A 13,683-nucleotide genomic window follows, 5' to 3' on the forward strand; every position below is an offset into this window, starting at 1 on the left:
CCTTATGGGTGCCTGCGAGTCCAACCGGCATCTTGATGATAATGGCGTGATGATGCTGCGAGTTTTGATCTTGAGCCTTACCCTGATGTCCGGCTTCGCCCAGGCCACAGTCCTGCAACGGCCGATCACCCTGGACACCGGCACCGGCGAGCTGTTCGGCTCGCTGTTGCTGCCAAAATCCGACAAACCGGTACCGGTTGTCCTGATCATTTCCGGCTCCGGTCCTACGGATCGCGACGGAAACAACCCCGACGGCGGACGCAATGACAGCCTCAAACGCCTGGCGTGGGTGCTGGCCAAACACAACATCGCCAGCGTGCGTTACGACAAACGTGGCGTGGCCGCGAGCCTGGCAGCGACCCCGGACGAACGAAACCTGACGCTGGAGGCCTATGTCGCGGACGCCGAAGCCTGGGGCCGCCAACTCAAAACCGATCCTCGTTTCGGCAAGCTGATCCTGTTGGGGCACAGCGAAGGCGCGTTGATCGCCAGCCTCGCGGCGCCGAGCGTCGATGCGGCGGCAGTGATTTCCATGTCCGGCAGCGCCCGGCCGATCGATCAGGTGCTGCGCCAGCAACTGAGCAATCGCCTGCCGCCGCCGCTGATGCTGCGCAGCAACGAGCTGCTCGACAGCCTCAAGGCCGGGAAAACCGACAACAACGTGCCGCCGCCATTGCAGGTGATTTTCCGCCCGAGCGTACAGCCGTATCTGATTTCGCTGTTCCGCCAGGACCCGGCGGCAGCCTTCGCCCGCTTGAAAATGCCGGCACTGATCATTCAGGGCAGCAACGATATCCAGGTCGGCGTCAATGATGCACGCCTGCTCAAGGCGGCCAAACCGGACGCTGAACTGGCACTGATCGAAGGCATGAACCATGTCATGCGCATCGTGCCCAACGACGTCAAACGCCAGTTGGCCTCCTACAAGGATCCGAATTTGCCGCTGGCGGCGGAACTGGGTTCGCGAATCCTCGGGTTCATTGACGGACTTGGCTCCCGTTAATTTGCTCTCCAGTCTTGTCGAAAACGGCCGATAAGACTTTGTCGCCAGCGCACTGGCTGGCGGCAAGCTGAGCTTGGACAGGATCTCGCCGTTATGACCGATACCCCGACTTCACCCGACACCACCGCTGAAAAAGACGCACCGCCAGCGGTCGAGCTGCCCTGGGCGGACGTCCACGTCGAGCACCACAAAATGCTCCGCCTGGCGCCGTTGCAGACTGACCGCAGTACCGGCGGTCGGCCGTTGCGCTTCGTCGAATTCGGTTACGCCGAACGCAACGACAAGCTACGCAGCCTGATGCGCATGAGCATCTCCCTTCCCGGCCAGCGGGTGCGCAAGGAACAGAATCATCTGGACGTGTGGGTCGACCACACTGAAAAACGCGTGCATTTCAACCCGGACAGCGGCCTGCAGGTCGAACCGCTGAACCGTGGCATCGGTCGCTTCATGGCAGCGCAAGGCATTACCTGGGCGAAAAAGCGCTGGCCCGGCTACACAGTCGACGGCATTGATCTCAACAACAAGGACGCGTTGAACGAAGACACCCGCCTGCGCCGCGATCATTTTTTGCGGGTACACGGTTTCGATGTGGTTTACGCCGACGCCCAGCATTTGAAGGGCAGCGTCAAAGAAGTGCTGGTCGGCGACCTGCTGGGTGACTGGAACACGGAAAAACTGCAAGTCGTGGAAATTCTTGAAGCCGCGCAGATGCTCCAGCAAGCCGAGCAGAATCTCGCCGAGCAGGAAGTCAAACTCAAGAAACACGAAGAAAAAGTCAGCAAGTACAAACGCGAAGACGCCGGGTTGCGCTTCACCATTACCTGCCTGGTGGCGTTCGCGGTGTTTCAGGCGGGGTTGCTGATCTGGATTGCGACGCACCGTTGAAGACTTGAAACCGCGGCGCGGCTATTCGCGAGCGGGCTCGCTCCCACACTGGATCTGCGTCGTTCACAAATCCCCTGTGGGAGCGAGCCTGCTCGCGAAGCTTTTTGACGGTTAAACGCGGGATGCAAACAGTGCCTGATGATCCCGGCACTGCTCGGCCGACAGCATGAACACGCCATGCCCGCCACGCTCGAAATCCAGCCAGGCGAAGTCGACTTCCGGGTACAACGCCTCGACGTGCACCTGGCTGTTGCCCACCTCGACAATCAACAAGCCCTTCTCGGTCAGGTGATCCGCCGCTTCGGCGAGCATGCGCCGCACCAGGTTCAATCCATCGTCACCGCAGGCCAGGCCCAGCTCCGGTTCATGCTGGTACTCGTCCGGCATATCGGCAAAATCTTCGGCGTCGACGTAAGGCGGGTTCGAAACGATCAGGTCGAAACGCTGCCCTGGAAGACCCTCGAAACCGTCACCCTGCACCGTGTAGACCCGCTCATCGACGCCATGGCGCTCGATGTTCTGGTTGGCCACTTCCAGCGCTTCGAACGACAGATCGGCCAGCACCACTTCAGCGTTCTGGAACTCATAGGCGCAGGCGATACCAATGCAACCTGAACCTGTGCACAGGTCGAGGATCCGAGCAGGCTCGGTACCCAGCCAAGGGGTAAAACGGTTCTCGATCAACTCGCCAATCGGCGAACGCGGGATCAGCACGCGTTCATCGACGATGAACGACATCCCGCAGAACCAGGCTTCGCCCAGCAGATAAGCAGTCGGTACCCGTTCTTCAATGCGACGCTTGAGCAACAGCTGCAAGTGGACCAATTCGTCTTCTTCCAGATTGCAATCGAGGTAGCTGTCGGAAATTTCCCACGGCAAGTGCAAGGCACCCAACACCAATTGACGGGCTTCGTCCCAGGCGTTGTCGGTCCCATGGCCGAAAAACAGATCCTCCCCATGAAAGCGGCTGACGGCCCAACGGATATGGTCACGCAGGGTACGAAGGCGGGAAGTGATCACGACGGCAAACTCCAGAAAAATCGACGGGCGATTCTACCAGTCAAACGTCGCCACGACGACGCAGGAAAAACACCGGTGCAGATGTAGGACTAATCTCTTTTTACAGCCCGGTATTGAACAAATCGGCCCACTTGACAACGCTGCACGCCAGTAACGACGGTGCCTACGATAGTAGCGATTCACAGAAGCGCTCAGCCAGAGGACAATGTCGCAAAAGCCCCACTCCAAGGAGCCCCAGAATGTCCGTTCCACAAACGATGTTTCAACTCAGCGGCCGCGGCTACGCAGCAGCCAAACTGAGTCATGCGACCCTGATCATCATCGATGCCCAGAAAGAATACCTCAGCGGCCCACTGGCCCTGAGCGGCATGGATGCGGCTGTCGCGAACATCAAGAAATTGGTGACTGCTGCCCGTGCGGCCGGCCGGCCGATCGTGCATGTCAGCCACCTCGGCACCGTCGGTGGGCTGTTCGACCCACGCGGTGAGCGCGGGCAATTCATTCCGGGGCTGGAGCCGCTTGCCGGCGAAATCAAGATTGAAAAGATCCTGCCGAGTGCATTCCATGGCACGGATCTGAAAAAACGCCTGGAAGAGCTGGGCTCGGTGGATCTGGTGGTTTGCGGTTTCATGAGTCACTCCAGTGTCAGCACCACGGTGCGGGCAGCGAAAAACCTGGGTTTCCGTTGTACCCTCGTGGAAGACGCCTGCGCCACCCGCGATCTACCGTACAAAGGCGGCGTCCTGAGCGCCGAGGATGTGCAGCGGACCGAAATGGCGATCATGGCGGACAACTTTGCCGCCGTCGCCCAGACCAACGACCTGGTCTGATTCCAGGGTTGATGAGCGGTCCATGCCGCCGCTCATCCGTAAAAGCCTCTCATTAGCTGCAATTGTCTTAGCCTCAGGAACATCCCGGTCAACTTCCGGTCGAAGGGCCGATACCCATTGAGGAAGGTCGGAATGAAGTTATCCGATGGTTTTGACGCTCGCCGCTTGCGGCCCAAAGGCCAACGCAACTGGCGTTTTCGAATCGGCGCAGCCTTCGCTGCATTGCTGGCTACGTGCGGTGTGTTGCTTGCCATGGCCGGCGTCGCCAGCCTGCTGGGGCACGCACCTGCCCTGGGCGAGATGAACACCAACCGCGCCGGTGCCGCGGTGATTCTGGCGATCGGTCTGTTCGTGCTGTACCTCGGCGTATGGATGTGGCGTCGCTGCCGGCGCCGCTCACGGCAGTCGCAGGCGCTCAACATGTCCCCGCATCTGATGAAAAAACACGACTGAGCCGAACGCCGCGCGTTTTGTCGCGCGCCCATTCGCTTCGAGTTGGGTAAACTGGCCGCCCTTCGCGGAGGCTGACATGCAAGACGACGATTTTTCCCTGTTCAAAAACGCGATCCAAGGCGTCAAGCCGATCAAGCACGATCGCGCCGAAACCGGCAAACCCAAAGCTGACCGCGCGCAGATCGCCAAGCTGCGACAAGCCGCCACCGTGCGCACCGATGCCACCACCGTCGATGGACTGTCCGATCAGTTCGTCATCGACGTCGGTCCTGAAGACGAGCTGATGTGGGCACGTGACGGCGTGCAGGAAAGCCAGATGCGCAAGCTCAAGATCGGCCAGATCCCGTTCGAGGGCAGCCTTGACTTGCATGGCATGAGCGTGGAAAAGGCCCGGGAAACCCTCTGGGCGTTTCTGGCCGAAGCCACCAAATTCGAAATCCGCTGCGTGCGCGTGACCCACGGCAAGGCCGTGCGCCTGGATGGCAAGCGACCGATGATCAAAAGTCATGTCAACACCTGGCTGCGCCAGCATCCACAAGTGCTAGGCTTCACCTCTTGCCAGGCAAAACACGGCGGTGCCGGCGCGGTTTATGTGATGCTCAAACGCACCATGATGGAAGGTCGCGACGAGTAAAGCTGATTCGTCACGCTTGCAGCGCCGTGTCCGCCACCGTACCCTTGCTCTTTGCGTAAAATCCCACAGGTAGTTTCATGTCCCTGGAACAGAATTACACCGCGATTCTCGGCCAATTGGGCGAGGACGTGTCCCGCGAAGGCCTGCTCGACACGCCAAAACGTGCCGCCAAAGCCATGCAGTACCTCTGCCGCGGTTATGAACAGACGCTCGAAGAAGTCACCAACGGTGCCTTGTTCAGCTCCGACAACAGCGAAATGGTGCTGGTCAAGGACATCGAGCTGTACTCGTTGTGCGAACACCACCTGCTGCCGTTCATCGGCAAGGCTCACGTCGCGTACATTCCGAGCGGCAAGGTGCTGGGCTTGTCGAAAGTCGCGCGGATCGTCGATATGTACGCCCGTCGCCTGCAGATCCAGGAAAACCTCAGCCGCCAGATCGCCGACGCGGTCCAGCAGGTCACCGGCGCCCTGGGCGTTGCGGTGGTGATCGAGGCCAAGCACATGTGCATGATGATGCGCGGTGTGGAAAAGCAGAACTCCACGATGATCACCTCGGTGATGCTCGGCGAGTTCCGTGAGAACGCGGCGACCCGCAGCGAATTCCTCAGCCTCATCAAGTAACTCGTAACTCAAGGAAAACCGGCATTCATCGCCGGTTTTTTTTTCGCCTGTGAAAAATCAGGTAAGCTGCGCGACTTTCTTCATTTGCCCCGTGAGGCTTACAACGTGTTCGTCAAAGCGCTTCGTGTCGGCCTCGGCCAACTGATCATCTTCATCGACTTCCTCACTCGCCCTGGCAAGAAGCAGCGCCCCGCCGCCGCTCAGGCCCAGGTCGAAGCCGCCGCCAAGGGACTGACCCTGTATCAATTCCACGCTTGCCCGTTCTGCGTGAAAACCCGCCGCACCCTGCGCCGCCTGAATGTGCCAGTGGCGTTACGCGATGCGAAGAACAACGAGCAGGATCGCCAGACCCTGCTGGAGCAAGGCGGCAAGATCAAGGTGCCGTGCCTGCGTATCGAAGAAAATGGCCAGACCACCTGGATGTATGAGTCCAAGGTGATCATTGATTATCTGGATAAGCGGTTTGCGGCGGTCTGAGGTTTTGGTGGTGCACTGACTGACGTCTTCGCGAGCAGGCTCGCTCCCACAGTTGACCGCATTCCAATGTGGGAGCGAGCCTGCTCGCGAAGAGGACCGCACAAGCACCGAAAGTCTTCAGACAAAAATAAACCGGCCCAATGGCCGGTTTATTCATTTCTACTCTCCCCTCACGCCGCTCGCGCTGCCTGAGCCTGTCGCACCACCGCCGCCAATCGCCTGAGCCCTTCATCCAGCCGCGCCGGATCGATGTGGCTGAAATTCAAACGCAGATGCCCGTGATGATCGTCCGGCTGTGGAAAAAACGGCTCGCCCGGCATGAACGCCACATCATCGGCCAGCGCCGCATTGAGCAGCGTCCGGGTATCCAGCGGTTGTTTGAGTGTCAGCCAGAAAAACAGCCCGCCTTGGGGCACGTTCCAGTCCGCCAGATCGGAAAAATGTGTTTCCAGCGCCGTCTGGAACGCATCGCGACGAACCCGGTAAAAGTCGCGTAACTCACCAAGATGCTGCTGGAAAGGCTCACTGCCGATCCATTGCAATGCCTGCCACTGGCCGACGCGATTGGTGTGCAGGTCTGCCGACTGCTTGAGCTTGAGCAAGTGCGGGAACAGGTCCGCACTGGCGATCAGATACCCCACGCGCAAACCCGGCAGCAGCGTTTTCGAAACCGTGCCGGTGTAGATCCAGCTGGCTTTTTTCAGGCGACCGGCAATGGGTTTGGCGCTGCCGCCATCGAAGGTCAATTCACGGTAGGGCTCGTCTTCGATCAAGGTCACGCCGAACTCATCCAGCAATGCGGCAACCGCCTCGCGCTTGGCTTCGCTGTACCGCACCGCCGAAGGATTCTGGAAGGTCGGAATCAGGTAGATGAATGCCGGGCGATGTTTTTCCAGGCGTGAACGCAGTTGCGCCATATTCGGACCGTCCGCCTCCAGCGGCACGGTGAGGCAATCGGCGCCGAACAGCTGGAAGATCTGCAGCGCCGCCAGGTAGGTCGGGGCCTCGAGGAGGATCTCGGTGCCTTTGTCGATGTAAAGCTTGGCCGCCAGATCGAGGGTTTGCTGAGAACCGCTGACCACCAGCACCTGACTCGCCTCGCACGACACACCCAGCGCCCGCGCCTGGGCGGCCAGGGCTTCGCGCAATGCCGGCTCACCTTCGCTCATGCCGTATTGGCCCATGGACACTGGCATGTCGGCCCACTCGACCTTGGGCAACATGGCTTCGGCGGGCAAGCCTCCGGCGAACGACATCACCTGCGGACGCTGGGCTGCGGCGAGGATTTCACGGATCAAAGAACTTTTAAGGCGCGAGACACGTTCGGAAAAAGCCATGGGGATCACCGGTAGCGAGGCCAGAGAAAAATGAGTCAAACTTGTTGACCGAAATTACGACAGCCCGAACGGATACGTCAACATGATTGACCTTAAAAACCCGATTTCACAGCAACAGGCCATGGAAGCGTTTTTCTTCGGCTACCAGGCCTTCACCGCCAAAGCCGACGAAATGCTTGAACGTCGAGGCTTGAGTCGGGTGCACCAACGCATCGTGTTTTTCATTGCCCGCTATCCGAACCTGAGCGTTAAGGAGTTGCTGGCCTTGCTGGGGGTGAGCAAGCAGGCACTGAACATGCCGCTGCGCCAGTTGGTGGAGATGCATCTGGTCAACAGCGTTGCCGCTGAAACCGACAAACGTAAACGGCTGCTGGAACTGACCGACGACGGTGCGCGTTTTGAACAGGCGTTGCGTCGTGAACAGGTGAAATTGCTGGAGCGGGTGTTTGCCGAGGCTGGCGAGACGGCGGTGAATGGGTGGTTGGCGGTGAACCTGGCGCTCGGCGAGAACCAGCAAAAAATCTGATGCCTCAAGTCCGTCTTCGCGAGCAGGCTCGCTCCCACAGTGACCGCGCTCCCCTGCTCGCGAAGGGCCGCTCCTGGCGATATATCCCAATCAACAATCTTTTCGTCGACAAAATCAAAAACATTATTTGCTTTATTTGTATACAAAAGCATAATCCACTTCGTGCGAGTTCCTGACCAAGCAGTCAGGAAATTCGCAAGTGCCTCAAAGGGCCGCTGCCACCCCCAAGGGTCCGGCCCTGGAAATAAAAATAAAACTCTTGAGGAGTACTCGCTGTGGAAAGCCGCAAATCCGAAGCATCGACGCTGGATCTCTCGCCGCCTTTACGCAATGGCTGGCTGGAGCGCATCTTTAAACTCAGCTTGCATGGCACCACGGTGAAGACCGAGTTGATTGCCGGTCTGACAACCTTCATCACCATGGCGTACATCATCTTCGTCAACCCCAACATCATGGCGGACGCCGGGATCGACCATGGCGCGGCGTTCGTCGCCACCTGTATCGCCGCTGCTCTGGGTTGCCTGTTGATGGGCTTGTACGCCAACTGGCCGGTCGGCCTGGCGCCGGGCATGGGCTTGAACGCTTTCTTTACCTACACCGTGGTCGGGACCATGGGCTACAACTGGGAAACTGCCCTCGGTGCGGTATTCGTGTCCGGTGTGTTGTTCATGATCCTGACCTTCTCGCGCATCCGCGAATGGTTGCTCAACAGCATTCCGGTAAGCCTGCGCTTCGCCATGGGCGCCGGCGTGGGTCTGTTTTTGGGTCTGATCGGCTTGAAAACCGCGGGCATCGTCGTCGATAGCCCGGCAACGCTGATCAAACTCGGTTCCCTGCGCGAACCTGGTCCGCTGCTGGCCGCCGTGTGCTTCCTGATGATCGCGATCCTCAGCTATCACAAGGTGTTCGGCGCGATCCTCATCAGCATCATCACCGTGACGCTGGCCGGTTGGGGCCTGGGCCTGGTGCACTACGAGGGCATCATGTCGGCACCGCCGAGCCTGGCACCTACATGGATGGCCATGAACGTCGCCGGTGTGTTCAACGTCAGCATGATCAGCGTGGTGCTGGCCTTCCTCTTCGTGCACATGTTCGACACCGCCGGCACCTTGATGGGGGTGGCCCAGCGCGCCAACCTGGTCAACGCTGATGGCAAGATCGAAAACCTCTCCCGCGCCATGAAAGCCGACAGTGCCTCCAGCGTATTTGGCGCGGTGGTCGGTGTTCCTCCGGTAACGAGTTACGTGGAAAGTGCCGCTGGCGTCGCGGCAGGTGGTCGGACTGGTCTTACCGCCGTGACCGTAGGTGTGCTATTTATTGCAGCCATGTTCTTCGCGCCGCTGGCCGGGATGATCCCTGCTTATGCCACCGCCGGTGCGCTGATTTATGTGGCCATGCTGATGATGGGCGGCATGGCGCACATCGAGTGGGACGAAGCGACCGACAGCATTCCGGCGATTGTCACGGCAATCATGATGCCCCTGACCTTTTCGGTGGCCGACGGTATCGCGCTGGGCTTCATCACCTATGTGGCGCTGAAGGCCGGTACTGGCAAATATAAGGAAATTTCCGTGAGCCTGTGGGTGCTCTGCGCGATCTTCATCGCCAAGTTCATCTTCCTGTAAATCTTCGCGGAACGCGCTTGAAACCAGCCTCACCCCGTCGGGTGAGGCTTTTGTGCAAATGGAGGAAAGTGATGAGTCTGGAAACCTGGCTGCTGTTCAGCGGCGCTGCGCTGGTGGTAATCCTGATCCCGGGGCCACTGTCGTTGCTGATGATCAGCAACAGCCTGAACTACGGTTTGCGCCGTTCTTACCCGGCGTTCCTGGGGGGCGTGTTTGCCTCGATCTGCCTGCTGAGTGCTTCGGCGCTGGGTCTGGGTGCGCTGCTGCTGGCATCGGAACAGCTGTTCAGTGCATTGAAAATCGTCGGCGCGTTGTACCTGTTCTATCTCGCCTGGCAGAGCTGGCAGCAATCGCGTCAGCCTTCCCACGGCGCCGAAGTGCCTCAGGCAGCGCCAGTGCCGCGCTTTCGCGCACTGTTCGGCCGCGCGTTCATGCTGGGGGGCAGCAACCCGAAAGACATCCTGTTCTTCGCCGCGTTTCTGCCGCAGTTCCTGAGCGCCGAACAGCCATTCCTGCCGCAATTGCTGGTGATGATCGCGACCTGGACCGTGCTGGATCTGCTGTGCAAATTGGTCTATGGGTTGGGTGCCCACGGCGCAGCCAAATATTTGCGCTCGGGTAAAGGCCAGAGCTGGTTCAATCGGATCAGTGCGGGTTTATTCAGTGGTGCCGGCACTGCCTCTCTGTTGAGTGGGCACTGAAGGCTCCCGCCTAAAGGGTTTCTCCCCTTCCTGCCCATTCCGGCAGACTGAACGCGCTTCGGCGCGTTTCAGTTCGCCTGCCTGCCCGGAAAAGCGCAGGACACACGTCATCGCCTGAAACAAACGCCCTACATATTTATCGCTTTATGAACATCACGCTTCCCTACAGTTCGGGTCCAGGTTTTTCATAACAGCCCGACAAGGAAGTATGTATGGCGCAAAATTTCACGCGTTCCGATGCGGAAGGCTACGACGCAATCAAAATCACGGATATTGAGCCGCTTTCTTTGGCGACGGCCGATCAGGAAATTGCCGATTTTATCCGCAACAACGGGACGTCAACGCTAAAGGAGCAGCGTCCTCGATCCACCAGCAAACGGGAACGGGTACTGCGAGCCCTGGATCAGCACTACGGACCGCTTATCCTTGGCCAGTTTACGGTCAGCCGTGTAGAGCTTCATCTGATGAAGGCTTCGGTTCACGGCGAACTTCTGGATATCGACAACACCAACTTTCGCCACCCACCCCAGGCATTTATCGACGGTTTACGATTGAACCCGGCTGATGTCGAAAGTCGTATCCGGGCAAGCGGGACGGTGGGCAACAACACGATACCGAGCCTGCTGTTCGAAGTTGCCATCCTTCGCTCGGTAGACGCCCCGCCGCTGCTCGATGATGCGCAACCCGGTCACGCACAAAAGCTCGGCAGGCTTTTGCATGCCGCACAGAAACTGGACATTCGCGATACCCGCTTACCCGAGCATGTCCCTGACTGGGTCAACAAGCAAAAAAGCAAAGTCGCTCACCACATGGGGATCGGGTTACAGGCGTACGGCGTCTACAGCGGCGTGATGGGTATCACTGAGGCCATGAAAAGAGGTGATCATACCGAAGCGGTGATCAATGCCGGCGCGGTGGTGACAGAACTCGGTTCGGTGATCATTGAGCGAAGCCTGGTGGAAACCGCCCAGGAGTTGATTGAAAACAGCGCCCGCATTTACCAGGGTTTTTCCAAAACCCACTTTGGCCTGCACCTGTCGCGCGCAGCTGGGTTGATCGCAGGCGTGCTGACCCTGCCTTTCGACATCTACTTCGCGATCAAAGCGCTGAACGATGCCTCCCAGAGCACGGGCAAGCAGGCCCTGGATCATTACGTGGCTGCCGGCCTGAACCTGAGCAGTGCCGCGTTGACCCTGATTCTCGGTACGGCGGCCATTGCAGGCTTTTCCAGTGCCGGCCCACTGGGCATCGCAGCAGCAGTCATTCTGATTGCCGGTGCCCAGATTTATAGTGCCATCCGACAGGTAGACGACATTACCGACTACGTCGATCTGAGCTTCGGCGAAAAGTATTTCACGTTTAAACGCGCGCTCAGCAACCAAGAGCCTTGGCAAGACATTCAAGACCGCTACATCACCGCCGTGGCCAAAGACCAACACACCAAAATGTTGATCACGCGAGCTCAAAAGTGGTTGGACGGACAATTGAAGGACAGCATCGCAGCCATCGTGAATGGCAACGTCGATGCTTCCGTCAAAGCCTCCCAAGTGTTCTGGTTCGAGTGGGATGACCAAGGACGCGAGTCAGTGGGTTCCAAGGAAATCAAGGTGCCGCTGCTTGAGGGCGGAAACGACACCATCGACGCCCGCAACGGAATTCCCGCGGATCTTTCCGGGGTGGTGAAAGGGACTGAGGGCGAATCGAAAGCGACGCTTTGGCTGCTGGGAGGAGGAAAAGACACCATCCTCGGCGTTGAAAAGCAACCCAATCACTTCAGCTACGGTACAGGCAGCAAGCACCTGACTGGTGGCGAGAAAGATGATCAGTTCCTGTTCGAAGGAGCGGTACAGGCACTCAAGTCGCCCGCGCCATCGCCACCCCATAACCATCTTGTGGGTGGCGGCGGCGAGAACATGCTGGTGTTCCAGGGACAACTGGATAGCCGTGACCTTACTCCTCACACAGGTTTCGAGATCGATCTGGAAAACGGTCGGATACGCCTGCTGAGCGAGATCGATTCGACGCCCTCCACGACCCACACAACATTGGAAGGCATTGAAAACGTCGAAACGCTGGCGGGCGCGAGCAATATCGTACAAGGGTCAGCCCGTGCAAACCGCATCGTTTCCCGAGGCCATGACCGAATCGACGCCGGCGCCGGCGATGATGCGATTTACCTGATGGGCACTCATGCAAGTGCCGCCGGTGGTCCAGGCAAAGACCAATATTTCATTTCCCATAAAAGCGGCACCGTGACCATCAGTGAGGACGCGCGGGAAGACAGCGTGATCGTCATGGACTGGTTGTTTGAAGCCATTGAGAAATGGTTCGTTGAAGGTACATCACTGGTGGTGACGTCGCCCTGTGGAAAAGACAGAGAGTTGCCGGAAAGAAAGCTGATCATCAAGAATATTTATAAAACCGTGGGAGACAAACGCCTGCTCCAGGAACAGACATTGCGCTTCCTGACCCAGGATGGTTTTCAGCTTTACCCGGATTTTCCCGAGGAACTGGAAGGCTTCGACGACCGCAATATCGAAATCTTGATTCTTGCAAAAGGAACACGACCAGCGCCGTTAATCTTGAATCGCGACATACACGATCTGCCTTACAATAAACACCAACATTACTTCATCAATAGAGAAACTCCCGAAACCCTGTTAAAAATCGCAAAAGCAGACGACAACGCGACTCATACCATTTACATCGACTGCGACAGCGAGGAACTGATCACCGCGCAAGCCGCCTACACGATTAGAGCCGACAGACAGTATGCCAACCACAACGCGACCGTTGGCAACTTCACTCTACAGCTTGACTTCAAGCATAAAACAATAAAATTCGAAGATTTCATATCGGACGGACATTTCACCTATTCGAACACCGCCCATAGCAACTACTTGACCAGAAGCATGAAATTAAAACAGGCATTAATCCTGACAATGCGCGATGGAGTGTCTTACCGGATAACCCCTCCCCCAGTAAAAAATCATGCTTATGGAGACACGCCCGGAACCCTGCAATCAGATGGCCGACAGATGTTGAAAAAGCGGACAGGAAACTACCTCTTTCTCACCCCTGAAGATAGCAAGGCCACCGCGCTTGAACCTGTTCCGCAAATTATCGAACTCCCTGCTCCTTTGCAAAATACAGTAATAGCGCTAGAGGGAAAAGGCTCGACCTACCATGTAAAATTCGAGACACACTCGAAACTTCGGATATCTACACCGGGAGCACTCGCAAAAACATCCAACGCATCGACCTGGTACCTATATACAAGATTTCTTGACCCTTCAATTAAAAAGCTATCGGAAAACAAACTGCTTATCGGACACACCGTCATCCTTCTCCCCGAGTACAAAGATGACGACACCCCTGTGGAGGACATCTACCTGGTCACCGCATCCGGCACCACCTATAAAGTGGATCTGATTTTTGGACAAATCTATTTGCACTCGACAACTTGAAAACAATCAAACCATGAAATAAGCATTTAACACCTCACTCGTTGATGCCAGCAGGAGTATGCAACTTCTATTAAAAGCTTGCCTCGCTGTGTGAACCACTCA

The 13,683-nt window shown here is 57.7% G+C and carries 13 protein-coding genes; 11 read left to right on the plus strand and 2 right to left on the minus strand.

The features are described from left to right. Window positions 1-4: 4 nt before the first annotated feature. On the plus strand, window positions 5-1,003 hold the full coding sequence (locus CKW21_RS26500; RefSeq protein ID WP_095196816.1) for an alpha/beta hydrolase: 999 nt from the start codon (window positions 5-7) through the stop codon (window positions 1,001-1,003). 93 nt (window positions 1,004-1,096) lie between these two features. Continuing rightward, window positions 1,097-1,888: a hypothetical protein gene (locus CKW21_RS26505; RefSeq protein WP_095196817.1), complete on the plus strand. Its 792-nt coding sequence runs from the start codon at window positions 1,097-1,099 to the stop codon at window positions 1,886-1,888. 111 nt (window positions 1,889-1,999) lie between these two features. On the opposite strand, the gene prmB is transcribed toward CKW21_RS26505, so the two are convergent. Next, complete coding sequence (prmB, locus tag CKW21_RS26510) at window positions 2,000-2,908, minus strand: 50S ribosomal protein L3 N(5)-glutamine methyltransferase (protein WP_095196818.1); 909 nt, start codon at window positions 2,906-2,908, stop codon at window positions 2,000-2,002. Window positions 2,909-3,147: 239 nt separating this feature from the next. Here prmB and CKW21_RS26515 point away from each other — a divergent pair, with 239 nt between their 5' ends. The 5 genes from CKW21_RS26515 (at window position 3,148) to CKW21_RS26535 (ending at window position 5,925) form a co-directional block, all read left to right on the plus strand. After that, on the plus strand, window positions 3,148-3,738 hold the full coding sequence (locus CKW21_RS26515) for a cysteine hydrolase family protein (RefSeq protein ID WP_095196819.1): 591 nt from the start codon (window positions 3,148-3,150) through the stop codon (window positions 3,736-3,738). A gap of 132 nt (window positions 3,739-3,870) precedes the next feature. Beyond that, window positions 3,871-4,191 (plus strand): hypothetical protein, encoded by a 321-nt coding sequence (locus tag CKW21_RS26520; RefSeq protein ID WP_095196820.1) that lies wholly within the window; start codon window positions 3,871-3,873, stop codon window positions 4,189-4,191. 76 nt (window positions 4,192-4,267) lie between these two features. After that, window positions 4,268-4,825: a Smr/MutS family protein gene (locus CKW21_RS26525; protein ID WP_095196821.1), complete on the plus strand. Its 558-nt coding sequence runs from the start codon at window positions 4,268-4,270 to the stop codon at window positions 4,823-4,825. Window positions 4,826-4,902: 77 nt separating this feature from the next. Beyond that, complete coding sequence (gene folE / locus CKW21_RS26530; RefSeq protein WP_007988130.1) at window positions 4,903-5,448, plus strand: GTP cyclohydrolase I FolE; 546 nt, start codon at window positions 4,903-4,905, stop codon at window positions 5,446-5,448. A 105-nt stretch (window positions 5,449-5,553) separates the two neighbouring features. Then, window positions 5,554-5,925 carry a glutathione S-transferase N-terminal domain-containing protein gene (locus CKW21_RS26535; RefSeq protein WP_095196822.1) on the plus strand — a complete coding sequence of 124 codons (372 nt, stop codon included), beginning with the start codon at window positions 5,554-5,556 and terminating at the stop codon, window positions 5,923-5,925. Between the two features lie 170 nt (window positions 5,926-6,095). Here the strand turns inward: CKW21_RS26535 and CKW21_RS26540 are convergent, their stop codons facing one another. After that, on the minus strand, window positions 6,096-7,262 hold the full coding sequence (locus tag CKW21_RS26540; RefSeq protein WP_095196823.1) for a PLP-dependent aminotransferase family protein: 1,167 nt from the start codon (window positions 7,260-7,262) through the stop codon (window positions 6,096-6,098). Between the two features lie 82 nt (window positions 7,263-7,344). Here CKW21_RS26540 and CKW21_RS26545 point away from each other — a divergent pair, with 82 nt between their 5' ends. The 4 genes from CKW21_RS26545 to CKW21_RS26560 all read left to right on the plus strand — a co-directional run bounded on the left by CKW21_RS26545 (window position 7,345) and on the right by CKW21_RS26560 (window position 13,581). Next, on the plus strand, window positions 7,345-7,788 hold the full coding sequence (locus tag CKW21_RS26545; RefSeq protein ID WP_095196824.1) for a MarR family winged helix-turn-helix transcriptional regulator: 444 nt from the start codon (window positions 7,345-7,347) through the stop codon (window positions 7,786-7,788). Window positions 7,789-8,063: 275 nt separating this feature from the next. Next, on the plus strand, window positions 8,064-9,413 hold the full coding sequence (locus CKW21_RS26550) for an NCS2 family permease (protein ID WP_095196825.1): 1,350 nt from the start codon (window positions 8,064-8,066) through the stop codon (window positions 9,411-9,413). 71 nt (window positions 9,414-9,484) lie between these two features. Beyond that, window positions 9,485-10,114, plus strand: coding sequence for a LysE family translocator (locus CKW21_RS26555; RefSeq protein ID WP_095196826.1), 630 nt, complete (start codon window positions 9,485-9,487; stop codon window positions 10,112-10,114). A gap of 212 nt (window positions 10,115-10,326) precedes the next feature. Beyond that, entirely contained in the window at window positions 10,327-13,581 is a 3,255-nt protein-coding gene (locus tag CKW21_RS26560) for a hypothetical protein (protein WP_095196827.1), read from the plus strand. The last annotated feature ends 102 nt before the right edge of the window (window positions 13,582-13,683 follow it).

The organism is Pseudomonas sp. Irchel 3A7, assembly GCF_900187565.1.
In the GTDB taxonomy this organism is placed as follows: domain Bacteria; phylum Pseudomonadota; class Gammaproteobacteria; order Pseudomonadales; family Pseudomonadaceae; genus Aquipseudomonas.

What these genes read in the sequence shown, in the direction of transcription:
- CKW21_RS26500 (WP_095196816.1), top strand. Translation starts at nt 5, where the DNA reads ATGGGTGCCTGCGAGTCCAACCGGCATCTTGATGATAATGGCGTGATG.
- CKW21_RS26505 (WP_095196817.1), top strand. Translation starts at nt 1,097, where the DNA reads ATGACCGATACCCCGACTTCACCCGACACCACCGCTGAAAAAGACGCA.
- CKW21_RS26515 (WP_095196819.1), top strand. Translation starts at nt 3,148, where the DNA reads ATGTCCGTTCCACAAACGATGTTTCAACTCAGCGGCCGCGGCTACGCA.
- CKW21_RS26520 (WP_095196820.1), top strand. Translation starts at nt 3,871, where the DNA reads ATGAAGTTATCCGATGGTTTTGACGCTCGCCGCTTGCGGCCCAAAGGC.
- CKW21_RS26525 (WP_095196821.1), top strand. Translation starts at nt 4,268, where the DNA reads ATGCAAGACGACGATTTTTCCCTGTTCAAAAACGCGATCCAAGGCGTC.
- folE (WP_007988130.1), top strand. Translation starts at nt 4,903, where the DNA reads ATGTCCCTGGAACAGAATTACACCGCGATTCTCGGCCAATTGGGCGAG.
- CKW21_RS26540 (WP_095196823.1), bottom strand. Translation starts at nt 7,262, where the DNA reads ATGGCTTTTTCCGAACGTGTCTCGCGCCTTAAAAGTTCTTTGATCCGT.
- CKW21_RS26545 (WP_095196824.1), top strand. Translation starts at nt 7,345, where the DNA reads ATGATTGACCTTAAAAACCCGATTTCACAGCAACAGGCCATGGAAGCG.
- CKW21_RS26555 (WP_095196826.1), top strand. Translation starts at nt 9,485, where the DNA reads ATGAGTCTGGAAACCTGGCTGCTGTTCAGCGGCGCTGCGCTGGTGGTA.
- CKW21_RS26560 (WP_095196827.1), top strand. Translation starts at nt 10,327, where the DNA reads ATGGCGCAAAATTTCACGCGTTCCGATGCGGAAGGCTACGACGCAATC.